Source organism: Microbacterium sp. 71-23, assembly GCF_001897265.1.
In the GTDB taxonomy this organism is placed as follows: Bacteria; Actinomycetota; Actinomycetes; order Actinomycetales; family Microbacteriaceae; genus Microbacterium; species Microbacterium ginsengisoli.
The window spans coordinates 344,969-368,016 of the sequence record NZ_MKSL01000017.1 but is presented as its reverse complement, the minus strand read 5'-3'; the positions used below and the strand labels follow the sequence as shown (position 1 = coordinate 368,016).

Here is a 23,048-nt window from a genome sequence, read left to right as displayed (position 1 = left end):
GTACCGACGTCGCCTGGCACAGACACGGGGTACGGGGGCCGCCGTACGCGTTGAGCGAAATGTGACGCGTTCGCGGCATACCCGAAACATCGGCGTGCTTGTATGTGAGGACTTCGGCGCCACCGGGCGTCGGGCAGACGCATCGAGGAGGCAGTCATCATGACCTACACGTCGACCCCCACCGAGGGCAATGCCGTTCTCGACTACCGTCTCACCGCCGTCGACCGCTGCGACTCCTGCGGTGCGCAGGCCTACATCGCCGCCGAGGTGAACGGCACGCAGCTCCTGTTCTGCGCCCACCACGGCCGCAAGTACGAGGCCAAGCTCCGCTCCGTCGCCACCTCGTGGCACGACGAGACTGCTCGCCTCATCGAGTCCTGACGTCGTCCTCGGCGCGACGCTCGATGAGGGGCGACAGCCGCACCGCGATTTCCTCGCCGATCGTGTCGATCGCTTCCGCCAGGTCGGTGGCGCTGGGTGCTCCCACCCCGTAGATCCGAACAGTCCCCCCGACGGCGGCGTGCGGCCAGGCGTCGACGGACGTCGTGAGGTCGTCGACGCTCCGGACGGCGACCAGCCCTGCGGGGCTCCGCGCCACCGTTCGTCCGCCGAGGGTGGACGGCAGGCCATCCAGCGCTCCGACTCCGAGTACCGCGATTCCGCCGCGAACCTCGATGACGTCGGCGTCGAGGGAAGCCACCGGCGCGATCCCGAGTTCGTGCTCACCGGGGCCGCCGGCTGGCCGGATCCCGTAGCTGAACGCTCCGATGCGCACCATGTCGTAGCGGAACTCGGGGCGCTGGAATGCCGCGGCGCTCGCGGCGAGGTGGGCGCGCGGTGGCGTCAGGCCGGCGTCGTGCACGACCGCGAGAGCCTCGTCGAAGCGGGCGCGTGCCGCGTCATCTTCGCCATTGGACGCCTCGGCGAGATGGCTCCAGACACCCTCCAGGCTCAGCGCCCCGGCCGCCGAGGCCGCCGCGGTGCGGGCGACGGCATCGGTCCACTCCTCGGGTCGGATGCCGTTGCGGTGCAGGCCCGTGTCGATCTTCAGGTGAACCCGCGCCGTCGTGCCGTGCGCGGCGGCGAGTCGGACGACGTCCTCGAGCAGCGCCGGGTCACCGACACCGAGGTCGATCCCCGCGTCGATCGCCGTGTGGAGGGACGCATCGCCGGCGACCATCCAGGCGAAGACCCGCACCGAGTCTCCCGCCAGGGCGCGCACGCGTAGAGCGGTCGGCAGGTCGAACGCGCCGATCCAGGTGATTCCGGCCTCGAGGGCGGTGGGGATCACGTTGTCGAGACCGTGTCCGTACGCATCGTCCTTGACCACGAGCATCAGTTCGGCCGGGGAAACGCGGGCGCGCAGCACATCGATGTTGGCGGCGAGGGCAGCGCGGGAGATCCGCAGCACGGCAGTCACGATTGCACCTCGCGTTGCGTGTGGAGACCGACGGCGGTGACGATCTCCGACGACCGGAGTCCTGTCGCTGCGGCCCAGCGCGCGACGGTGTCGCCGCCTCGACCGAAGAAGGTCGCTTCGGCGCCGCGCGCCACATCGGCGTCACCGATGTCGATGACGCAGACATCCATGGCGACCCGCCCGACGATCGGATGCCGTGCCCCCTCGATGAAGACGGATGCCGCGCCCCCCGCGCCGCGCACGACTCCCTGTGCGTAGCCGCCCGTCACCAGAGCGACCCGCGTATCCGCGGGGGCGCGGAACCGGTAACCGTACGACACGCCTTCGCCGGCCCGTAGCCGCTTCGTGCTGAGCACCGTGCCGACGAGGGTCATCGCCGGCTCACCCTCGACCCAGCCGTACGTCGCCGCCGGGCTCAGGGACGGATCGCCCGTGCGCACGACACGGCCGCCGATGGCCGACGCGTCGTCGACTAGGAGAAGTGCGTCGGTCTCCCCCAGCAGCGCCGTCGAGACAGCCGTGACCCCGTGGCCGTAGGCGTCGTGGCGAAGATCGACGAGCGGGGCGGACGCCGCGGCCCCTCGGACGTTCGCGACGATCGCCGCCACGCTGATGCGGGCGACGGGAGCAGCATCGTCGGTCATGGCCTATCGCAGCTGGATGGCCGTGAACCGCTTGCCGGTGGCCAGGCGCTCGATCTCGGCACGCGCGGCGTCGGCATGGGCGTCGATCGCGGCGTGCGCGTCGCCGGTCGAGTACGTGAGGGCGCGACGGGCTGTCGCTGCGGTGAGCAGCAGGTCGGCGAGCCAGGGGTTCAGCGGAAGCACCGGGCCCTGCAGGTTCGTTGCGACGACGCTGCCGGCGCGCACCGTCTCGTGGCCGCCGTCGACGCCGCCGCTGCCCGCGATCACCGTTCCGTACGCGAGGGCGGGGTCATCGAGCGACCACAGCGAGGCATGGTCCTCGAAGCCGACGAGCCGTCCGTCGGCCGTGTCAGCGACGACGTAACCGACACGACGCTCTCGCGTGCGGGCGACCCGCGCCGGAACGAGGCCGAGCCCGTCGAGACGGGAGCCGTCCGTGAGGGTGATCTGCTCGGCGAGCAGCTCCGCACCGCCGCCGACGGCGAGCACGGGGCAACCGTTCTCGACCTCGGTGCGCAGCCAGTCGGCGCGGGCACGCAGGTCGGATTCGACGGTGCGGATCGCGGAGAGCGGTCCGTTGCCGATGACGATCAGGTCGGCCTCGCCCGGCGCGGTGTCGCCGGGTTCGACGGTGACGACCTCGACCTCGAGCCCGGCGAGACGCGCGCGGGTCGCGAGCACCTCGACGTTTCCGGCGTCGCCGGAGATGCCGAGCAGGGTCGGATAGAGCTGGATGAGGCGCAGAGTCATCGGCGGGCGATCTCCTGGTCTCCGTGACCGAGCACGCGACGTCCGATCATCATGAGCTCGTAGTTGACGAACCAGTTCTGACGGCCGGACGCCGTCACCGGGAACGACCGCATGATCTCGACGGCCTTCTCGAGGTCGGGTTCGACGACCCCGATCGGGATTCCGGCGTAGGCGAAGCGCGTGGCGATCTGGTGGGCCTTCTCCCCCGTGATCACATCGACGTGGTCGAAGGCCGAGAGATCGACGTCGTACAGCCAGGAGATGTCGGGCGTGCCCTCATCGATCGCGAATAGCAGCCGCTCGGGTGTGCCGTCGAGCGCGTCGATGTTCAGCTGCAGGCTCGGGCCGTTCTTGAACATCACGAACTCCACCAGCTCGCCCGCCGGATCGCGACGCAGCGGAATGACCTCGCCGCGTCCGTAGGCCGGGGCCATCGCGGCGAAGCCGGCCTGCGCGGCCTCGGGCCGGAAGGCGTCGCCGAGCACGTGACGGGCGGCGCTGACCGCCGCCGCCGCATCGACCGCGTAGTGCAGGCCGCGCGCGGGAAGGCGGACCGGGATGCTCCGCCCCTCGAGGGAGATCTCGACCTCGCGTCCGGAGACAGCGGTGACCTCGCTCTCCGCCTCGTGGCGGATCGCCTGCGCGGTTCCGCTGCGGGTGTCGGCGGCGTTGTTCAGACCGTGAGCCGACGCGGCGACGACCTCATCCGAGGCGCCGAAGAACGACACCGGCGCGCGCAGCGTCGACGGGTCGATCTTGCTGAGGTACGGATCATCGCGGTTGGTCACCACGCGCACGCTCGCGCGGGTCGCGGCATCCAGCATCATGTCGGCGACCCGCTCGGTCTCGTAGAACCGGTACAGCTGGTCGACCTGCACGTTCAGCGCCACGATCACCCGCGGCGAGAGGATGTCGGCAAGGTCGGCCGCATAGCCCTCGTCGACCTCCAGCACCGCGACATCAGCCCGCACCCGACCGAACAGGGTCGCATCCGCGAGGAACGCGCTCGTGACGCCCTGCGGCAGGTTCGCGCCGGTGGGGTTCGTGAACACCCGCAGACCGTGCGCCCGCAACACCTCGCTGATCATGTGCGTCGTCGTGGTCTTGCCGTTCGACCCCAGCACGAACACGACGCCCGCCGGGAACTGCGCAGCGATGCTCGACAGCAGCGTGGGCGCGAGCCGGTTGGCGACGTACCCCGGGAACGCCGATCCGCCGCCGCGCAGGCGCGTGGCGAATCGGGCGAGCTTGCCGACGGCGACCGCGGGGACGTACTTCGCGCGGAACGTCATGCGCGGCTCACTCGAGGTAGTCGCGCAGCGACTGCGACCGCGACGGATGACGCAGCTTCGCCATCGTCTTCGACTCGATCTGACGGATGCGCTCGCGCGTGACGCCGAACGTGTCGCCGATCTGGTCGAGCGTCTTCGGCTGGCCGTCGCCGAGACCGAACCGCATGCGGATCACGCCCGCCTCGCGCTCGCTGAGCGAGTCGAGGAGCGACTCGAGCTGACGCTGCAGCATGGTGAAGCCCACCGCGTCGGCCGGGACCACAGCCTCGGTGTCCTCGATCAGATCGCCGAATTCGCTGTCGCCGTCCTCACCGAGCGGCGTGTGCAGCGAGATCGGCTCACGGCCGTACTTCTGCACCTCGATGACCTTCTCGGGGGTCATGTCGAGCTCGCGGCTCAGCTCCTCGGGCGTGGGTTCGCGTCCGAGGTCCTGCAGCATCTGCCGCTGCACGCGGGCGAGCTTGTTGATGACCTCGACCATGTGAACGGGGATGCGGATCGTGCGCGCCTGATCGGCCATCGCTCGGGTGATCGCCTGACGGATCCACCACGTCGCATACGTCGAGAACTTGAAGCCCTTGGTGTAGTCGAACTTCTCGACTGCGCGGATGAGGCCCAGGTTGCCCTCCTGGATGAGGTCCAGGAACTGCATGCCGCGCCCGGTGTAGCGCTTCGCGAGCGACACGACCAGACGCAGGTTCGCGCCCAACAGGTGGCTCTTCGCGCGCTGACCGTCACGGGCGACCCACTGCAGGTCGAGGCCCGTCTGGCCGGCCTTGTCGGCGGCCGACATGCCCGAGAGCTTCTCCTCGGCGAACAGACCCGCCTCGATGCGCATCGCGAGCTCGACCTCTTCGGCCGCGTTCAGCAGCGGCACCTTGCCGATCTGCTTCAGGTAGTCCTTGACCGGGTCGGCTGTCGCGCCGGTGATCTGCGTCGAGTAGACCGGGACGTCGTCCTCGTCGCTCGACGAGATGACGATCGCGCCCGTCGGAAGCGGCTCGCTGAACGCGGGCTTCTTCTCGTCGTCGTCTTCCGCATCGTCGTCGGCGTCGTCGGATGCCGCGGCATCCGTCTTCTTCTTCGCCGTGGGCGTGTCGTCGCCGTCGCTGTCGTCCGACTCGTCGCCGTCATCGGCGGAGTCGTCGAGCTCCTCGTCGATCTCGACGTCGTCCTCGTCCTCGTCCTCGTCGAACTCGTCGTCCTTCGGCTTCGCGGTCGACTTCTTCTCAGGCGCCTTCTTCGCGGGCGCGGCCTTCTTCGCTGCGGGCTTCGCCGTCGCGCGGGTCTTCGTCGCGGGCTCCGTCGCCGCGGCATCCGTCTCGTCGACGACGGCCGTCTCGTCGGCGGCGTCCGCAGCCTTCGTGGTCGCGCGCGATCGGGTTCCGGTCTTGGTGGCTGGAGTCACGTTTCGCCTTTCACCGAGGGCGTTCCCTCCCTCGGACAGAGGTAAGACCCTTGTCAAGTCCAGTGCTGTTCGCAACCGGATCGACAACGGGTCGGTCCCTCATTGTCTCATACCCGCGTCGGCGTCCTCGCCTCGCGGTCTCCCCTGTGGCAACATCGGTGCGCTCAGGCGCATTCCCCGCTCAAGAGAACGGGCCGGCGCGCCGGTCGTCGTCGCCCGGGCGTGACGCGAGGAAGCGCTCGAGCTCGGCGGCGAGCTCGTCGGCGCTCGGCAGATCGCCCTGGTGGATCAGCGGAGTGGCCTGCGTCGCTCCCGCCATATAGGCGTCGTAGCGCTCCTCGAGGCCTGACAGCATGGTGCCGAGCTCGTCACTCTGCTCGATCTGCTCGGCGACCTTTGCGACGAACGCCTCGTTCTCCTGCCGGAGGGACTCGACGTCGAACACGAGACCCGTGGCGAGCGTGATGCTGTCGAAGGCGGCGATGGCGGTGGCGGGGTACTCGGCGTCGCCGAGGTAGTGAGGTACGAGCAGCACGAACCCCGCGATCTTCGCTCCTGCCTCGGCGAAGCGGTACTCGAGCAGGTGTCCGATGGTGGCGGGTACCTGCGTGCGGGGCTTCCACACCGAATGCGCCGCCGTCAGGTCTGGTCGGGTGCCCGACACGGTCGCGCCGAGGGGCCGCGTGTGCGGCACGGGCATGGGGATCGCGTGCACCCACGTCACGCCCGAGACGCCGAGGGCGTGCGCAGCCTCGGTGACGGAGGACGCGAAAGCCTCCCAGGCGAAGTCCGGCTCGTATCCCGACAGCAGCAGGAATCGCTGTCCGAGGGTGTCGCGTCCGAGCGACAGTTCGAGCCGCGGCGGACGGTAGTCGGACAGGTGGTCCTCGTCGAACACGACGATCGGCCTGCGGGCGCGATAGTCGAGCAGCACGTCGTTCTCGAAGCGCAGCACGGTCTGCAGGTCCCCCGCCTCGCGCAGGTGGTCGATGACCTGCGATGCCGCCGATCCCGCATCGGTGAAACCGGTGAACGCGATCACGAGCGGAAGGCCGTGCGGCACCTCCGGCGCGTCGTCCGCGGCGTCGTACAGAGGAGCGTCGAAGGGCATGACTCCATGCTAGGAGCCGGACGAGGGGGTGGGCCGGACGCTTCGCCCTGGGCGTACCTAGGATGAAGTCATGCCGTACCCCGTTCTCGAGTTCACCGACCAGCCGACCACCGAGATCGCCGCGGACGCGGTGCTGTTCCTCCTTCCCTGGGGTGATCCCGCCGACGATGCGAGCACGTCTGTGCGCGCCGCGGCCGACGCCGTCGGCGCCTCGCGCAGCGCAGGCGCCGTCACCCGGGTGAGCGTGCCGGAACTCGTCTCGCTCCCCGCCGCGGTCGTCGCGGTCGGCGACGGCGCGGATGCCGCGGCATCCCGTTTCGCGGCCGGCGCCGGCATTCGCACCCTCATCGGATTCGAGACGGTCGCGATCGTGCCGCTCGGCGGCACCGCCGCGCACGCCCGCGCGATCGCCGAAGGCGCGACCCTCGGGGGATACCGCTTCGACGGCTACAAGAAGAACGCGCCGGGGCGAGTCCGCGCGAACCGTGTGCTCATCGCGGCCCCGGGCACGGATGACGATGCCGCCTTCGCCGCGGCGGTGGGCGAGGCATCCGCTCTCGTCAAGGACCTCGTCACGACGCCGGCCGAGTGGCTCGGCCCCGCCGATCTCGCCGATGCGGCGCGCGCCGCCGTCGAGGGGCTCCCCGTCGAGGTGACCGTCTGGGACGAGGACGCACTGCGGGCGGGCGGCTTCGGCGGCATCCTCGGCGTCGGACAGGGCTCGGTGCGCCCGCCGCGCCTCGTGAGGGTGGACTACTCCCCCGCCGACGCGACGGGGCACGTCGCCCTCGTCGGCAAGGGCATCACCTTCGACACCGGCGGTCTCTCGCTGAAGCCGGCCGGGTCCATGGTCGGCATGAAGTACGACATGTGCGGAGCCGCGACAGTGCTCGCCGTGGCCCGTGCGGCCGCGCGTCTCGCGGTTCCGGTGCGCGTGACCGCGTGGCTCTGCATTGCTGACAACATGCCCTCCGGCAGCGCCACGCGTCCGGGCGACGTTCTGCGCATCGCCGACGGCCAGACCGTCGAGGTGCTGAACACCGATGCCGAGGGTCGCCTCGTGCTCGCGGACGGCCTCGTCGCGGCGAGCCGCGAGAACCCCGACCTGATCGTCGACGTCGCGACTCTCACCGGGGCGATCACCACCGCACTCGGCACCCGCCACACCGGCGTCATGGGTGAGGAGGGCGCCGTTGCGGCCTATCTCGCCGCCGCAGAGCGGGTCTCCGAGCTGGCCTGGCCGCTGCCGCTCCCCGACCACATGGAGGACGAGCTCGACTCCCCGATCGCCGACCTCGTGAACGCGAAGATCGGCGACCCGGCGGGCGGGTCGCTGTTCGCGGGTCTCTTCCTCCGCCGCTTCGTCGGACGTCTCTCGGATGCCGACGACGCCCCTCGCATTCCTTGGGTGCACCTCGACATCGCCGGTGTCGGCATGAACAAGGGCGGCGGATACGGCTTCACCGACAAAGGCCCTACCGCCGCGACGGTGCGGAGCCTCATCGAGCTGATCGGCACCCGCGCATGAGCGCGCACACCGTCGACGTCGTCGTCATCGGCGGCGGCAGCGCCGGTTACGCGGCGGCGATCCGTGCCCGCGAGCTCGGCTCGTCGGTCGTCATCGTCGAGGCCGACAAGCTCGGCGGCACCTGCCTTCACCGCGGCTGCGTGCCGACGAAGGCGCTGCTGCACACGGCCGAGGTCGCGGATGTCGCACATGCGGCGTCGACCGCGGGCGTCTCGGTCGGCGAGGTCGTCGTCGACGGCTCCGCCGCGCGCGCGTTCCGCGACAAGATCGTCGCCGGCAAGCACAAGGGTCTGCAGGGCCTCATCGCGGGTCACGGCATCACCGTCGTCGCCGGGTACGGCGTGCTCGGGCCCGACCGCGTCGTCACCGTCGGCGACGACACGTACGCAGCGTCCCATGTCGTCATCGCGACGGGATCGCATACCCGTCTGCTGCCGGGCATCGAACCCGGCCCGCGCGTGTGGACCAGCGAGACCGCACTGTCGTCGGACGTCGTGCCGGCGCGGGCGATCGTCCTCGGCGGGGGCGTCATCGGTGTGGAGTTCGCGAGCGCCTGGCGGAGCCTGGGCGCCGAGGTCACGATCGTGGAAGCCCTCGACCACCTCGTCGCCGCCGAGGACGCCTCCTCTGTCGCCCAGTTGGAGCGGGCCTTCCGCCGTCGGGGCATCCAGACCCGCCTCGGTGTACGCGTCGCGACTGTCGCCGAGACGGCGGACGCGGCATCCGTGACGCTCGAGGACGGCACTGTGCTCGAGGGTGACGTCGTGCTCGTCGCTGTCGGGCGGGCGCCGCACACCGCGGACCTCGGACTCGAGCAGGCCGGCGTCGCGCTCGAGCGCGGGTTCGTCGTCGTCGACGACCAGCTGCGCACCACGGTGCCGGGCGTGTGGGCGGCGGGTGACGTCGTCGCCGGGCTGCAGCTCGCCCACCGCGGGTTCCAGCACGGGCTCGCCGTGGCGGAGCGCATCCACGGACGCACGGTGCCGCAGATCCCGGATGCCTCGATCCCCCGCGTGATCTACACGCACCCGGAGGTCGCGTCGGTCGGTCTCACCGAGGAGCGGGCGAAGGAGACCTGGGGTGCAGAGGCGATCGCCACCGTCGAGTACAACCTGGCGGGCAACGCCAAGAGCACCATCCTCGGCACGTCCGGCGTCGCGAAGGTCGTCCGTCGCCTGAACGGGCCGGTCGTGGGAGTCCATCTCGTCGGCGATCGGGTCGGCGAACTCATCACCGAGGCGCAGCTCGTCGTGGGCTGGGAGGCCCACCCCGAGGACATCGCGCCGTTCGTGCACGCACACCCCACTCAGGGCGAGGCTCTCGGCGAGGCGTTCCTCGCGCTCGCGGGCTCGCCCCTGCACGTCGCGTGAGCGACGCGTCACTAAGCTAGACACCACACCGCATTCGTGAAGGAGCAACACCCATGAGCACTTCCGTGGTCCTCCCCGCTCTCGGCGAGAGCGTGACCGAGGGAACGGTCACCCGCTGGCTCAAGCAAGTAGGGGACACGGTGGCCGTCGATGAGGGTCTCGTGGAGATCTCGACCGACAAGGTCGACACCGAGATCCCCTCGCCCGTCGCCGGTGTAATCGAGGAGATCCTCGTTCAGGAGGACGACACGATCGAAGTCGGTGCCGTGCTCGCAAAGATCGGTGACGGTTCTGCCGCGCCCGCCCCCGAGACCGCTGCTCCGGCTGCCGAGTCCGAGCCCGCGCCGGTCGCGGAGACCCCGGCCCCCGCGGCGGAGCCTTCCCCCGCTGCTGCTCCGGCCGCTGCCGCCCCGACCGCCTCCGGCGGCAAGGAGGTCGTGCTCCCCGAGCTCGGCGAGAGCGTGACCGAAGGCACCGTCACCCGCTGGCTGAAGCAGGTCGGCGACTCGGTCGAGGTCGACGAGCCGTTGCTCGAGATCTCGACCGACAAGGTCGACACCGAGATCCCGGCTCCGTTCGCCGGTGTGCTGCAGGAGATCCTGGTGCAGGAGGACGAGACTGTCGCCGTAGGCGCCGCGCTCGCCCGCATCGGCGATGGGGCCTCCGCCCCCGCCGCTGCGCCGGCAGCCGTTCCCGCGCCGGCTCCTGTTGCTGCTCCCGCCCCTGCTCCCGCTGCTGCGGCTCCGGCCGCTGCGGCTCCCGTCGCTGCACCGGCCCCGGTTGTCGCTCCTGCGGCGGCGGCCTCGGGCGACGATGTCAGCTACGTGACGCCGCTCGTGCGTCGTCTCGCGCAGCAGCAGGGTGTCGATCTCGCCACGGTCAAGGGCTCGGGCGTCGGTGGACGCATCCGCAAGGAGGACGTGCTCAAGGCCGCCGAGTCGGCGACGAGCGCACCTGCGGCCGCTGCTGTGGCCCCGGCTGCGCCCACGCTCGAGGTCTCGCCGCTGCGCGGCACCACCCAGCCGATGTCGCGTCTGCGCAAGGTTCTCGCCGAGCGCGCCGTCGCGTCGATGCAGGCCACCGCGCAGCTCACGACGGTCGTCGAGGTCGACGTCACCGACCTCGCGACGTTCCGCGACGCCGTCAAGGGTGATTTCCAGGCCAAGACAGGTCAGAAGCTCTCCTTCCTGCCCTTCTTCGCCCTCGCGGCTGCGGAGGCGCTGCAGGCGTTCCCGGTCATCAACGCGACCGTCGACGGCGACCAGATCGTCTACCCGGCGAGCGAGAACCTCTCCATCGCGGTCGACACCGAGCGTGGCCTCCTCACCCCTGTGGTGCGCGACGCGGGCTCGAAGAACGTCGCGCAGATCGCGGCGGAGATCGCGGACCTGGCGGCCCGCACCCGTGAGAACAAGCTGAAGCCCGACGAGCTCGGCGGCGGAACGTTCACCCTCACGAACACCGGTTCGCGCGGAGCGCTGTTCGACACCCCCGTCGTCTTCCTGCCGCAGTCCGCGATTCTCGGCACGGGTGTCGTGTTCAAGCGTCCCGGTGTCGTGAAGGTCGGCGGCGTCGACGCGATCGCCGTGCGCTCGTACGTGTTCCTCGCTCTGTCGTACGACCACCGCGTCATCGACGGGGCCGACGCTGCGCGCTTCCTCGGAGCGGTGAAAGCTCGTCTCGAGGCCGCGGCGTTCCAGGCCGACCTCGGCATCTGACCCCACTCACGCTGGCTCTTGCGGTGCGTCGACGACGCTTCGCAAGAGCCAGCGTTGTCTGTCGTAGACGGCGGTGACGAGCTGGACGCCCGCCACGGATGCCGCGGTGACGCGCACAGCGACCACTCCCCCGTAGTCATCGATCACCTCGACGACGGCATCCGATGCATCGACCGGGCCGGGCGGCACATCGACCGCGCTCGCGGTGACGGCGGCGCGGCAGGACTCATCGCCGCATTCCCGCCGAAGGGCGAGGAGCGCCGCGACGGCCTCCGCCGCGGTGGTCGGGCCGACCGACGCCGCAGCGGCGGATGGCGAGGTCGGCGCCGACTCAGCGGTCGATATGGCGGTCGGTGTCGGATCGGCCGGAGTCAGGATGCTCGGCGTCGCCGTCGGGGCCTCGCGCGGCCACAGCAGCCCCAGCGCGGCGACCGCGCCTGCGGTCACCGCGGCGACGGCGACAAGTCGTCCGCGCGGAGCGCGCCGCGCCTCAGTTGATGTGAGAGGCGACCCGTGGGCCGTGTGCGGCGCCGTGAGCGAGACACTCGCGTGACGTGGTCGTCGTGCACGGCCGAGAGCGGTGCGTACCGCGCCGGCCCAGCCACGCACGTCACCGTCGACACCGGCGATGAGCGGGCTCCACCACGACGCACGGTGATCGTCGTCCTCGGGTGCGATCTGTGCGCGGTCTGATCGCGCGAGCGGAGTGTCGGCGTCCGGCAGTGCGGCAGGTGTCGCAGCGGCGAACAGCCGTTCCTCGATCGCGCGAAGGTCCTCGTCGTCGAGACGCCGGACGCGGCACAGAGCCGCGGCATCCGCCCACAGGCCGCCCGGGCCGCCGATGGCGGCGAGCTGCTCGATGACGTGGGCGCCGTCGGTCACCATTCCGTCGCCGGCGGAATGCACGAACACCGGGCGGCCGCTCGTCGTCACCCACCAGGATCCCGCGCACAGCTCACCATGGCCGCGGACATGCTCCGCATGGATGCCGCGCAGCACGCCGACGGCGATCGTCACGGCGGCACCGAGGCCCGCGTCGCCGACAGGCAGGGCATCCACGACAGTGCCCAGCGCACGGTCGCATGCGTCGACGAGGAGGTCGTGGCCATCGGGACGCCGCCGGATGTCGCGGAGGCCGAGAACGTGCCCGCCGTCCTCGTCACCTCCCCGCCAGTGCTCGCCGATAACGGCGGTGTCGACCACATGCAACGTCGCCCCGTCAACGTCGCGGGCCAGCGCGCCCGGCCAGGGTGCCCGGGGCGGAGCGACGAGGCGGAGGATCACGAGACGGTCGTCGAGCAGGGACATGCGGCAAGACTGCGCCCTCCGTACTCGGTGCCCACGCTCCGCGCGCGGAGTCGCGGCACGACCATGCCGGTCGGCGGGGTGGGGAGGAGGCGACGCGCCGGTAGGCTGTTCCGCATGGCACGCAGCACGTCTCCCGAGAAGCGCCCCGGCTTCCTCTCCCAGATCCAGACGCTCTTCCGGTTCACCCGCGAGGTGTACCCGTGGCTCGGATGGCTCATCGCGGGCGTGATCGTGCTCGGCATCCTCATCGGTGTCGGCGTCGGCTTCCTGATCCCGCCCGTCGCCGGGTGGAGCGTCATCCTCTGGGGCGTCACGGGTCTCATGTTCGGTGTGCTCGGATCCCTCATGACCATGACTCGGCTGTCGACGCGCGCGATGTACCAGAAGATCGACGGGATGCCGGGCGCGTCCGGTCACGTGCTCTCCACGGCGCTCGGACGCAACTGGCAGGGCGGCGAGTCGCCCGTCGGTGTCAACCCCCGCTCGCAGGATGCGGTCTTCCGCGCGATCGGACGCGGCGGTGTCGTCATCGTCGCCGAGGGTTCGCGCGGGCGGCTGACACGTCTGGTCGCCGATGAGAAGTCCAAGATCCAGCGCGTCGCATCGGGTGTGCCGGTCACAGTGCTCTACGTCGGCCACGGCGACGAGGACGTCGCGATCTCGAAGCTCGCCACGACCATCAAGCGCCTGCCGAAGGCGATCGACCGCGGCACGCAGGCGGCGGTCATCAAGCGTCTCGACTCGGTCTCGCGGGGGCTCTCGTCGCTGCCGATCCCGAAGGGCGTCGACCCGCTCAAGGCGCGGGCACCGCGCCCGCGCTGACCGGCGCACTCAGGCGTATCCGCAGGTGACGATCACCAGCGGATGATCCGATCACCAGCGGATGGTCATCGTGCCCGCGAAGACGTCATGCAGACCCCGGTGATCGACGTTCCAGATGAGCGCCGGAAAGAGCAGGAGCAGCAGTGCAGTGCGCACGACCGGGCGCCAGAGACCGATCCATCCGCCGGTCGCCTTCACGACCCGCAGGCCCACGAGCCGGTGCCCGGGGCTGCCGCCGATGGTCGGGATGAAGAGCACGTGGAGCAGGGCGAAGATGACGAGCGACGCGACCGCGCTGTAACGGAAGAACGCGAAGGAGATGAGCGCGGACAGCGCTGCGTCGATCGCGTACCCACCGAGCCGTCGACCGAACCGCGCGATACTCAGCCGGCCGGTCTCGGGAAGTCCGAGGCGCGCACCCGGATAGGCTGAAGTCGTCCGCTCATCACTCACGCCGACAGCCTAGACAGCGTCGCGTAACATGCCCGAAACATCCGAGATATCGCCGGGCAACGCCCCGTCGATAGTTTCGGATGCGTCCCGCCGGTGGCGGGCGGAACTTCCCGAATGCCCTACCTCAGGAGTCTCCATGTTCAGTGATTCATCCGAGGTGCTGAAGTTCATCAAGGACGAGGACGTCAAGTTCCTCGACATCCGGTTCACGGATCTCCCTGGTGTCCAGCAGCACTTCAACATTCCCGCTGCGACCGTCGATGAGGACTTCTTCACGGTCGGTCAGCTGTTCGACGGCTCCTCGATCCGCGGCTTCGCGAACATCCACGAGTCCGACATGCAGCTCATCCCCGACGTGTCGACCGCCTACCTCGACCCGTTCCGCGAGGCGAAGACGCTCATCATGCTCTTCGACATCTACAACCCGCGCAACGGTGAGATCTACGCGAAGGACCCGCGTCAGGTCGCCAAGAAGGCGGAGAAGTACCTCGCCTCGACCGGCATCGCCGACACCGCGTTCTTCGCCCCCGAGGCGGAGTTCTACATCTTCGACGACGTGCGCTACGAGGTGAAGCAGAACTCGAGCTTCTACGCCGTCGACTCCGAAGAGGGCGCCTGGAACTCGGGCCGCGTCGAAGAGGGCGGAAACCTCGCGAACAAGACCCCCTACAAGGGTGGCTACTTCCCGGTCTCCCCCGTCGACAAGCAGGCCGACTTGCGTGACGACATCTCGCTCAAGCTCATCGAGGCCGGTCTCATCCTCGAGCGTGCCCACCACGAGGTCGGCACCGGCGGCCAGGCGGAGATCAACTACCGCTTCGACACGATGGTGCATGCGGCGGACGACATCCTGAAGTTCAAGTACATCGTCAAGAACACCGCTCTCGAGTGGGGCAAGGTCGCGACCTTCATGCCGAAGCCGCTCTTCGGCGACAACGGTTCGGGCATGCACACCCACCAGTCGCTGTGGCTCGAGGGCAAGCCGCTGTTCTACGACGAGACCGGCTACGGCGGGCTCTCGGACGTCGCCCGGTGGTACATCGGCGGCATCCTGGCCCACGCGCCGGCGCTGCTCGCGTTCACCAACCCGACGCTGAACTCCTACAAGCGTCTGGTCAAGGGCTACGAGGCCCCGGTCAACCTGGTCTACTCGGCCGGCAACCGCTCGGCGGCCATCCGCATCCCGATCACGGGCACCAACCCGAAGGCCAAGCGCATCGAGTTCCGTGCGCCCGACGCCTCGGGCAACCCGTACCTCGCCTTCGCCGCCCAGCTCATGGCCGGTCTCGATGGCATCCAGAACCGCATCGAGCCGCACGAGCCGGTCGACAAGGACCTGTACGAGCTTCCCCCCGAGGAGGCCAAGAACATCCCGCAGGTCCCGAACTCGCTGCTCGACTCGCTCGAGGCGCTGCGTGCCGACCACGAGTTCCTGACCAAGGGCAACGTGTTCACGCCCGAGCTCATCGAGACGTGGATCGAGTACAAGATCGAGAACGAGATCAAGCCGCTGGCTGCTCGTCCGCACCCGTTCGAGTACGAGCTGTACTTCGGCGTCTGATCGGATGCCTCGCCGAAGGGCCCCGGACTGCACATGCAGGCCGGGGCCCTTCGGCGTTCCCGTGCCTGACGCGCCGGTAGCGGCCGGGTTCAGCCGTAGAAGAGGCGCTCGAACACCTGCCGTGCCCGGCGCGAGGTGCGCATCCAGTCCTCCTCGACGCGGGTCGCGGAGCCGGGCGGGTACTCGAGGAGGCGAGCGATGCCCTCGAGGCGCGCGCGATCGGTGGGCAGCACGTCGCTGGTCTGTCCGGAGAGCAGCGTGTTGGCCGACCGGAGACGCGACGCGAGGCGCCAGGCCTCGCTCAGCCGCTCGTAGGCGGGCCGCGGGATGAGTCCCTCGTCCACGGCGACCGATAGCGCGGCGAGCGTGGACGTCGTGCGGAGGGCGGGGAGCCGACCGGCGTGCTCGTGCTGAAGCAGTTGCACGAGCCATTCGACGTCGCTGAGTCCGCCCGGGCCGAGCTTGAGATGGCGCTCCGGCCGAACGCCCTGTGGGAGCCGTTCGCTCTCGACGCGCGCCTTGATGCGCTTGATCTCGCGCAGGCCCTGCACGTCGACATCGCGGGGGTAGCGCACCTCGTCGGCCACCTCGAAGAAGGCCGTGACCAGCTTCACGCTCCCCGCGACGCCGCGTGCGCGAAGGAGTGCCTGCGCCTCCCACGAGAGCGACCAGCGCCGGTAGTACTCCGTGTACGCGTCGAGCGACCGCGCCAGCGGGCCGTTGCGCCCCTCGGGGCGCAGATCGGCGTCGAGGTCGAGGGGTGCACGATGGTCCTCTGAGGAGGCGCGTAGCGCCGCGACGAGGCGCAGGGCGAGCTCGTGGGCGCGCTGCGGGTCGACCCCGTTCGGACGATAGACGTACATGACATCCGCGTCGGAGCCGAAACCGAGCTCGGCGCCGCCGAGGCGGCCCATCGCGATCACGGAGAAGTCGAGCGCGTCGTCCTCGGGAGGGACGACCTCGCGGCGCACGGCCCGGAGGGTCGCCTGGATCGCGACATCCGTGATCGTCGACAGTGCGGCCGCGATCTCATCGATCGTCAGGACGCCGAGCACCGCGCCCATCGCCGTGCGCAGCAGCTCGCGTCGACGCAGCGCCCGCACGGAGCGCATGGCTTCCTCCGTCTCGGGATGCCGCGTCTGGATGGCGCGCGCCTCGTCCTGCAGCGCGACGCCCGACCGCGGCCGCAGCAACGCGTTGTCGTCGAGCCAGGCGACGGACTCCGGGATCCACTCCATCAGCTCGCCGATATACCGGGAGCCGGACAGCACCCGGGTGAGTCGCTCCGCCGCCCCCGAGGAGTCACGCAGCACTCGCAGGAACCACGCGGTGTCGCCCAGTCGCTCACTCACCCGACGGAACGCGAGGAGGCCGTAGTCGGGGTCGACGCCGTCGGCGAACCAGCGCAGCATCACAGGCATGAGGTGGCGCTGGATCGTGGCCTTGCGACTGAGACCAGAGGTGAGCGCGGCGATGTGGCGCAGCGCCCCCGCCGGGTCGCGGAATCCGATCGCGGTGAGGCGGTCGTGCGCCTGCTCGGGCGACAGCGTGCGCTCCCCCTCGCCCAGCGAGGCGACCGCCGACAGCAGTGGACGGTAGAAGAGCCGCACGTGCACGTCTCGCACGTCGCGCTTGATGCGCTCCCACAGCTCCCAGATCTCCGCAGCCGACCCCGCCAGCCCACTCGTGCGGGCGAGCACACGACGCTCGTCCTCTTCCCGCGGCATCAGATGGGTTCGGCTCAGACGTCGCAGCTGCACGCGGTGCTCGAGCACCCGCAGCACCCGGTAGTCGGACACGAAGACCGCGGCATCCGCCCGCCCGATGTAGCCGCCGTCGACAAGCGCCGCGAGGGCGGGCAGTGTGCCGCGCTCGCGCACGGTCGCATCCGTCAATCCGTGTACGAGCTGGAGCAACTGCACCGTGAACTCGACGTCTCGGATGCCGCCGGGCCCGAGTTTGAGCTGGAACGGCACGTCGGCGGCGGGGATGTGCTCGGTGACCCGCTCGCGCATGCGCTGCACGCTGTCGACGAAGTTCGTGCGGGCGGCGCTCGACCAGACCTTGGGGGCGACCGCCTCGATGTAGCGTGCGCCGAGGTCCGGATCGCCGGCGATCGCGCGGGCCTTCAGCAGGGCCTGGAACTCCCAGCTCGACGCCCATCGGTCGTAGTACGACAGGTGGGATTCGAGCGTGCGCACGAGGGCGCCCTGCTTGCCCTCCGGACGCAGGTTCGCGTCGACCTCCCACAGGGGCGGCTCGATCTCCATGCTCGAGATGCCGCGCATCGTCTGCACGGCGAGACGGGTGGCGATGTCGACCACGCGGCTGCCGCCGAGCCGCTCGGTGGTGACGTCGTCCGCGTCGCCGACGAAGATGACGTCGACATCGGACACGTAGTTGAGTTCGCGCGCGCCGGTCTTGCCCATCCCGATGATCGCGAGCGCGACCGCAGCGACGTCGTCGCGGGGGAACATGGAAGCCGACAGCCGGGTGCGCGCGACCGCAAGCGATGCCTCCAGCGCCGCCCCCGCGGCATCCGCGAGTGCGGCAGCCACGAGATCGACATGGGCCGGTGCATCGGGGGTGAGCAGGTCGTAGGCCGCGATGCGGGCGAGGAGGGTGCGGTACCGCACGCGCAGCGCCACCCACGAGGCCTCTCCCCCGTCGGCGGCGAAACCGTCGACCGCCTCGACCGACGCGAGAAGCTCGTGAGTGAGCTCGGCGGCGTCCGGCACGGTCGGCTCCCGGCCGAGCAGGTCCGCGAGCTGCGCAGGTCGGCGGAAGTAGAAGTCCGCGAACCCCTCGGAGGCACCCGTGAGCGCCCAGAGCGCGGCCGCGCCCCGGTGATCGGTGAGCACGGGCGCGACCGCGGCGGCATCCCGCCGGGCGACGCGCAGAATGCCGGTCAGCGCCGCATCCGGGTCGCCGACCGTGACCACACCCGAGAGGATCGCATCACGATCGATCCCGCACAGCAGCGCAAGCTCGTCGAGAGCCGCCTCTGCGGCATCCACATGGCCGAAGCCGTAGCGGACGAGGTCGGTGCGCGTGTGCGACCGGTCGGACGTGGCCATCGGCCCGTCAGAGCATCTCGAGGTTGCTCTTCAGCTCGAAGGGCGTGACCTGCGAGCGGTAGCCCTGCCATTCCTTGCGCTTGTTGAGCAGCACGTAGTTGAAGACCTGCTCCCCCAGCGTCTCGGCGACGAGCTCGGACTCCTCCATGAACCGCAGGGCCTGGTCGAGGCTCGTCGGCAGCGGCGCGTAGCCGAGGGCGCGGCGCTCAGAGTCGCTGAGCGACCACACGTTGTCCTCGGCCTCCGCCGGCAGCTCGTACTCCTCCTCGATGCCCTTCAGGCCCGCCGCGAGCAGCAGCGCGAAGGCGAGGTACGGGTTCGCGGCCGAATCGAGCGCACGGTACTCGACACGCGAGGACTGACCCTTGTTCGGCTTGTACAGCGGAACGCGCACGAGGGCGGAGCGGTTGTTGTGACCCCAGCAGATGAAGCTGGGGGCCTCGTCGCCACCCCACAGCCGCTTGTACGAATTCACGAACTGGTTGGTGACGGCCGAGATCTCGTTCGCGTGACGCAGCAGCCCCGCGATGAAGTGTCGGCCGACCTTCGAGAGCTGGTACTGGGCGCCCTCCTCGTAGAAGGCGTTCTGATCGCCCTCGAAGAGTGAGATGTGCGTGTGCATGCCCGATCCGGGCTGTCCGCTCAGCGGCTTCGGCATGAACGTCGCGTAGACGCCCTGCTCGATCGCCACCTCCTTGATCACCGTGCGGAAGGTCATGATGTTGTCGGCCGTCGTCAGTGCGTCGGCGTAGCGCAGGTCGATCTCGTTCTGACCGGGGCCGCCCTCGTGGTGGCTGTACTCGACCGAGATGCCGAGGTCTTCGAGCATGCGCACCGACCGCCGACGGAAGTCGTGCGCCGTGCCGCCGGGCACGTTGTCGAAGTAGCCGGCCGAGTCGACGGGCTCGGGTCCGTCGGGGCCGTACGACGACGACTTGAGCAGGTAGAACTCGATCTCGGGGTGCGTGTAGAACGTGAAGCCGGCGTCGGCGGCCTTCGCCAGCGCACGCTTGAGCACGTGACGCGGGTCCGCGACCGCGGGCTGTCCGTCGGGCGTCGTGATGTCGCAGAACATGCGCGCCGTCGGGTCGACCTCGCCCCGCCATGGCAGGATCTGGAACGTCGTCGGGTCGGCGTGCGCCAGCAGATCCGACTCGTACGAGCGGGTGAGGCCCTCGATCGCAGAGCCGTCGAAACCGAGGCCCTCGCTGAACGCGCCCTCCACCTCGGCCGGGGCGATCGCCACCGACTTCAGGGTGCCGATCACATCGGTGAACCAGAGGCGGACGAACTTGACGCCGCGCTCCTCGATCGTGCGCAGCACGAAGTCCCGCTGCTTGTCCATCGCGTGCCTCTCCTCGGACGAGTGTGTGCGTCCAGCCTATTTCGTCCGGAGCCCCGTGCGACGCACCTCAGGCGTCGTCGCGCGCGTCGTCCTCGGACCACTTGCGGGAACGCTCCGCGATGATCTCCGGAGCGCGCGCCGCCTCCTCTGCCGTGGCGAAGGGACCCGCGCGGTCGACCGCGGGCGAGAGGAGTCCGTGCTCGACCTGCTTGGTGGTCAGGTTGTACCAGTAGCTGTTCTCGTCGTCGCTCACGGGTGCCCTCCTCGGCGTCACGTTGGTCCGATCCTACTGAGCACCCCTGTCGGCATGGATAGGCTTCACGCATGGCTACAGAGAAGTCGCGCGCAGTCGGAATCGACATCGGTGGAACGGGTATCAAGGGCGGTGTCGTCGACCTGGTCGCCGGCGAGCTGGTGAGTGAGCGCATCAAGGTGCCCACGCCCAAGGGCGCGGAGCCGAAGGACGTGCTCGCCGCGGTGCAGCAGGTGCTCGAGACGCTCGAGGTGAGTGGCTCCGACCTCGAGCTCGGCGTCGCGTTCCCGGCCATCGTCAAGAACGGTCGCACGCTCTCGGCGGCGAACGTCGCCGAGACCTGGATCGACTTCCCGGCAGAGGAATTCTTCGAGCAGGGGCTGGGGCGCGGCATCCACTTCGCCAACGACGCGGATGTCGCGGGCCTCGCAGAGGTGCGCTACGGCGCCGCCCGTGACGCGAAGGGCCTGACGATCCTCACGACCCTCGGCACCGGAATCGGCACCGCGCTGCTCTACAACGGCGTGCTCATCCCGAACTCGGAGCTCGGCCACATCGAGCGCAAGAACCACCGCAAGGACGCGGAGTTCTACGCGGCGTATTCGGCGATGGAGCGCGACGAGCTGACGTGGAAGAAGTGGGCCAAGCGCCTGCAGTGGTACTACTCCCACCTCGAGGCGCTCTTCAGCCCCGACCTGTTCGTCGTGGGCGGCGGCGTCTCCAAGCACGCGGACGAGTTCCTGAGCCTGCTGAAGCTGCGCACTCCGATCATCCCGGCGGTGCACCAGAACAACGCCGGCATCATCGGCGCGGCTTCGCTCGCCCTGGACTGATCGGCGCTGATCCGGCGTATCGGCGGGCGAATGGGCCGGCCGATACGCCGGGTTCTGTCCCGGGGGCGAACCCCGGTGACGGTCATCTCTCTCGGCGTCACGTTGCCGTGACGCTCCAGCGGCCTACCCGGGGACTCGGCGGGCCGCGTCAACATCCCCTGTCTGGCCTTGCTCCGGGCGAGGTTTACCGTGCGGGGCGCGTCACCGCGCCCCCGGTGGTCTCTTACACCACCCTTTCACCCTTACCGGCTGCTGCCGGCGGTCTGCTCTCTGTGGCACTGTCTCGCGGATTGCTCCGGGTGGGTGTTACCCACCGCCCTGCCCTGCGGAGCCCGGACGTTCCTCGGCGCGGTCTCCCGCGACGCGACCGTCTGGCCGACCCATTCGCGTCTTGGATTCTACCGGCGCCGACCTCTTACGACTTCCCCGCGTCGGGGGCGATGCGCACGTCGAGCGGGAAGTCGATGGGGAACTCGCCGAACAGAAGGCGGCCGGCGCGGGCCGCGGCATCCGTCACGATCGCGGCGACCTGGTCGGCAAGTTCGGCCGGCGTGTGCACGATGATCTCGTCGTGCAGGAAGAAGGCGATGTGCGGTGCGCCCGACTGGGCAGGACCGGATGCCGCGGCTTCCGCGCCGGGCGCCGTGAGCGCGAGCAGTGACCGCCGCGTCTCGGCGAGCCAGCACAGCGCCCATTCCGCGGCGGTGCCCTGCACGACGTAGTTGCGGGTGAACCGCCCGCGGTCGCGGGCTCGTCGTCGAGCCTGCTGCTCGGTGGCCGCGTCGGTCTCGTCGAGCGAGGCCTCGAACTGGGAGCGGGTGAACGCGGATCCGGCGGGTGGCGAGGTGCGGCCGAGCCAGGTGGAGACGACACGCCCCTCCTCGCCGGCCACGGCGGCGTCGTCGACGAGCCGCATCGCGGCGGGGAACGCGCGGCGCAGGCGCGGCACGAGGCGGCCGCTGTCGCCGGTCGTTGCGCCGTACATCGCACCGAGCACGGCGATCTTCGCCTCTTGGCGGGTGGTCACGACTCCGGTGCGCACGATGCCGGCGTACAGGTCGGTGCCCGCGGCCGCACGCGCCATCGCCCGGTCGCGCGACATTCCGGCGAGCACCCGCGGCTCGAGCTGGGCGACGTCGGCGCTGACGAGCAGCCAGCCGGGATCGGCGCGCACCGCGGGGCGCAGGGACCGCGGGATCTGAAGCGCGCCGCCGCCGCTCGAGGCCCAGCGTCCCGTGACGACGCCGCTCGGCACGTAGACGGGCCGGAAGCGGCCGCCGTGCACCCACGTCGCGATCCAGCTCTCGCCGTTCGCTGTGAGCAGCCGCATCAGGCGCTTGTACGCGAGCAGCGGGGCGACCACCGGATGGTCGAGGTCCTCCAGCTCCCATTTGCTGGTCGACGAGACGGCGAGTCCCGCCCGATGCAGGGCGCGCAGCAGGCGCGGCGGGGAATCGAGCGCGACGTCGGGATCGTCGAGGGCGGTTCGCACGGCGGCGGCCGCGGCATCCACATGGCGCCTGCTGCCCCCGACCCGCTCGCCCAACGTCTCGTCGAGCAGCCTCGTGTGGGTGGCGACGTCCCACGGGAGGCCGGCTGCCCGCATCTCGGCGGCGACGAGCGCTCCCGTCGATTCCGCGACGGCGAGGAGTCTCAGCCGGCCGGATGCCGCGTCGAGCGCGGCCAACTGCGCGGCGAACTCCCGGTGGCCGCTCGCGAGATCCGTCGGCGCAACGCGCGCGGCGATCGTCTCGACCTCGAACAGCGCCTCGCGGGAGTCGGGCGCCTCCTCCCAGGCCGCGGGCGCGGACCACGCGGCATGCGTCGGCAGCCGTGCGGACTCGGGCACCGACTCGGCGGTGCGCAGAATCGCCCGTACCGCGCGGAGATCGTGCACCCGCCGCACGCGCACGCCGGCGGCCAGAAGCGGCGGATACCAGCGCGCCGTGTCGCTCCACACCCAGCGCACGTCGTCGGTGTGCGTGCGCGCCAGTTCGATCAGTCCCCCGGACGTCACGCCCGCACGAGAGATCTCGGCGCCCGCGCCATCGAGCTCGACGACAGCGATCTCCCCGTCCTCGTCCGTGCCGACGAGTCGCCACGCCGGTGACGGCTCAGACGCGGACATGCGTCCGCGTCGGGCTCACAGCCCGGA

Annotated in this window: 19 protein-coding genes and 1 other RNA gene; 7 read left to right on the top strand and 13 right to left on the bottom strand. The window is 70.2% G+C overall.

Translation table 11 applies throughout. The features are described 5' to 3' along the window. Positions 1–159: 159 nt before the first annotated feature. Positions 160–381 (top strand): DUF7455 domain-containing protein, encoded by a 222-nt coding sequence (locus BGO15_RS08425; protein ID WP_045248038.1) that lies wholly within the window; start codon positions 160–162, stop codon positions 379–381. Here BGO15_RS08425 and BGO15_RS08420 read toward each other — a convergent pair. From BGO15_RS08420 to BGO15_RS08395, 6 genes are all read right to left on the bottom strand, one after another. Further along, complete coding sequence (locus BGO15_RS08420) at positions 368–1,420, bottom strand: alanine racemase (RefSeq protein ID WP_056208867.1); 1,053 nt, start codon at positions 1,418–1,420, stop codon at positions 368–370. The genes BGO15_RS08425 and BGO15_RS08420 overlap by 14 nt on opposite strands. Continuing rightward, entirely contained in the window at positions 1,417–2,064 is a 648-nt protein-coding gene (locus BGO15_RS08415; RefSeq protein WP_056208864.1) for an alanine racemase, read from the bottom strand. Before BGO15_RS08415 ends, BGO15_RS08420 begins: the two co-directional genes overlap by 4 nt. A gap of 3 nt (positions 2,065–2,067) precedes the next feature. Further along, a complete protein-coding gene (locus BGO15_RS08410) occupies positions 2,068–2,814 on the bottom strand; it encodes a type 1 glutamine amidotransferase (RefSeq protein ID WP_056208860.1) in 747 nt (248 codons plus the stop codon). After that, positions 2,811–4,106 carry a Mur ligase family protein gene (locus BGO15_RS08405; protein WP_056208857.1) on the bottom strand — a complete coding sequence of 432 codons (1,296 nt, stop codon included), beginning with the start codon at positions 4,104–4,106 and terminating at the stop codon, positions 2,811–2,813. The genes BGO15_RS08410 and BGO15_RS08405 overlap by 4 nt, the downstream gene beginning before the upstream one ends. 7 nt (positions 4,107–4,113) lie before the next feature. Further along, positions 4,114–5,514, bottom strand: a complete 1,401-nt coding sequence (locus BGO15_RS08400) for an RNA polymerase sigma factor (RefSeq protein ID WP_056208854.1) — start codon at positions 5,512–5,514, stop codon at positions 4,114–4,116. 181 nt (positions 5,515–5,695) lie between these two features. Beyond that, positions 5,696–6,625, bottom strand: coding sequence for a proteasome assembly chaperone family protein (locus BGO15_RS08395; RefSeq protein WP_045248033.1), 930 nt, complete (start codon positions 6,623–6,625; stop codon positions 5,696–5,698). Positions 6,626–6,695: 70 nt separating this feature from the next. Here BGO15_RS08395 and BGO15_RS08390 point away from each other — a divergent pair, with 70 nt between their 5' ends. The 3 genes from BGO15_RS08390 to sucB are packed head-to-tail and all read left to right on the top strand — an operon-like array spanning position 6,696 to position 11,241. Next, complete coding sequence (locus BGO15_RS08390) at positions 6,696–8,153, top strand: leucyl aminopeptidase (RefSeq protein ID WP_056208851.1); 1,458 nt, start codon at positions 6,696–6,698, stop codon at positions 8,151–8,153. After that, positions 8,150–9,523 (top strand): dihydrolipoyl dehydrogenase, encoded by a 1,374-nt coding sequence (gene lpdA / locus BGO15_RS08385; protein ID WP_056208848.1) that lies wholly within the window; start codon positions 8,150–8,152, stop codon positions 9,521–9,523. Before BGO15_RS08390 ends, lpdA begins: the two co-directional genes overlap by 4 nt. 53 nt (positions 9,524–9,576) lie before the next feature. Then, positions 9,577–11,241 carry a 2-oxoglutarate dehydrogenase, E2 component, dihydrolipoamide succinyltransferase gene (gene sucB, locus BGO15_RS08380; protein ID WP_056208845.1) on the top strand — a complete coding sequence of 555 codons (1,665 nt, stop codon included), beginning with the start codon at positions 9,577–9,579 and terminating at the stop codon, positions 11,239–11,241. 6 nt (positions 11,242–11,247) lie between these two features. Here sucB and BGO15_RS08375 read toward each other — a convergent pair whose 3' ends face one another. Next, a complete protein-coding gene (locus tag BGO15_RS08375; protein ID WP_056208841.1) occupies positions 11,248–12,549 on the bottom strand; it encodes a hypothetical protein in 1,302 nt (433 codons plus the stop codon). A gap of 114 nt (positions 12,550–12,663) precedes the next feature. Here BGO15_RS08375 and BGO15_RS08370 point away from each other — a divergent pair, with 114 nt between their 5' ends. Beyond that, positions 12,664–13,371 (top strand): DUF4191 domain-containing protein, encoded by a 708-nt coding sequence (locus BGO15_RS08370; protein WP_056208838.1) that lies wholly within the window; start codon positions 12,664–12,666, stop codon positions 13,369–13,371. A 51-nt stretch (positions 13,372–13,422) separates the two neighbouring features. Here BGO15_RS08370 and BGO15_RS08365 read toward each other — a convergent pair whose 3' ends face one another. Further along, positions 13,423–13,824: an RDD family protein gene (locus BGO15_RS08365; RefSeq protein WP_056208835.1), complete on the bottom strand. Its 402-nt coding sequence runs from the start codon at positions 13,822–13,824 to the stop codon at positions 13,423–13,425. A 136-nt stretch (positions 13,825–13,960) separates the two neighbouring features. On the opposite strand from BGO15_RS08365, the gene glnA (BGO15_RS08360) reads away from it, so the two are divergent. Beyond that, positions 13,961–15,385 (top strand): type I glutamate--ammonia ligase, encoded by a 1,425-nt coding sequence (glnA, locus tag BGO15_RS08360; RefSeq protein ID WP_045245759.1) that lies wholly within the window; start codon positions 13,961–13,963, stop codon positions 15,383–15,385. Positions 15,386–15,474: 89 nt separating this feature from the next. On the opposite strand, the gene BGO15_RS08355 is transcribed toward glnA (BGO15_RS08360), so the two are convergent. From BGO15_RS08355 to BGO15_RS08345, 3 genes are all read right to left on the bottom strand, one after another. Then, positions 15,475–18,462 (bottom strand): bifunctional [glutamine synthetase] adenylyltransferase/[glutamine synthetase]-adenylyl-L-tyrosine phosphorylase, encoded by a 2,988-nt coding sequence (locus tag BGO15_RS08355; RefSeq protein WP_056518579.1) that lies wholly within the window; start codon positions 18,460–18,462, stop codon positions 15,475–15,477. Between the two features lie 7 nt (positions 18,463–18,469). Then, entirely contained in the window at positions 18,470–19,807 is a 1,338-nt protein-coding gene (gene glnA / locus BGO15_RS08350; protein WP_056208832.1) for a type I glutamate--ammonia ligase, read from the bottom strand. A gap of 67 nt (positions 19,808–19,874) precedes the next feature. Next, a complete protein-coding gene (locus tag BGO15_RS08345) occupies positions 19,875–20,060 on the bottom strand; it encodes a hypothetical protein (RefSeq protein ID WP_045246578.1) in 186 nt (61 codons plus the stop codon). A gap of 71 nt (positions 20,061–20,131) precedes the next feature. Between BGO15_RS08345 and ppgK the strand changes: the two genes are divergently transcribed. After that, positions 20,132–20,893 (top strand): polyphosphate--glucose phosphotransferase, encoded by a 762-nt coding sequence (gene ppgK, locus BGO15_RS08340; protein ID WP_045246577.1) that lies wholly within the window; start codon positions 20,132–20,134, stop codon positions 20,891–20,893. Between the two features lie 27 nt (positions 20,894–20,920). Here the strand turns inward: ppgK and rnpB are convergent. Together rnpB and BGO15_RS08330 are read right to left on the bottom strand one after the other, a co-directional pair. Then, positions 20,921–21,276, bottom strand: an RNA gene (gene rnpB / locus BGO15_RS08335) — RNase P RNA component class A. Between the two features lie 32 nt (positions 21,277–21,308). Then, the gene (locus BGO15_RS08330) at positions 21,309–23,021 is read right to left on the bottom strand and encodes a bifunctional 3'-5' exonuclease/DNA polymerase (RefSeq protein ID WP_056208829.1); all 1,713 of its coding nucleotides are present in this window, start codon (positions 23,019–23,021) and stop codon (positions 21,309–21,311) included. Between the last annotated feature and the right edge of the window lie 27 nt (positions 23,022–23,048).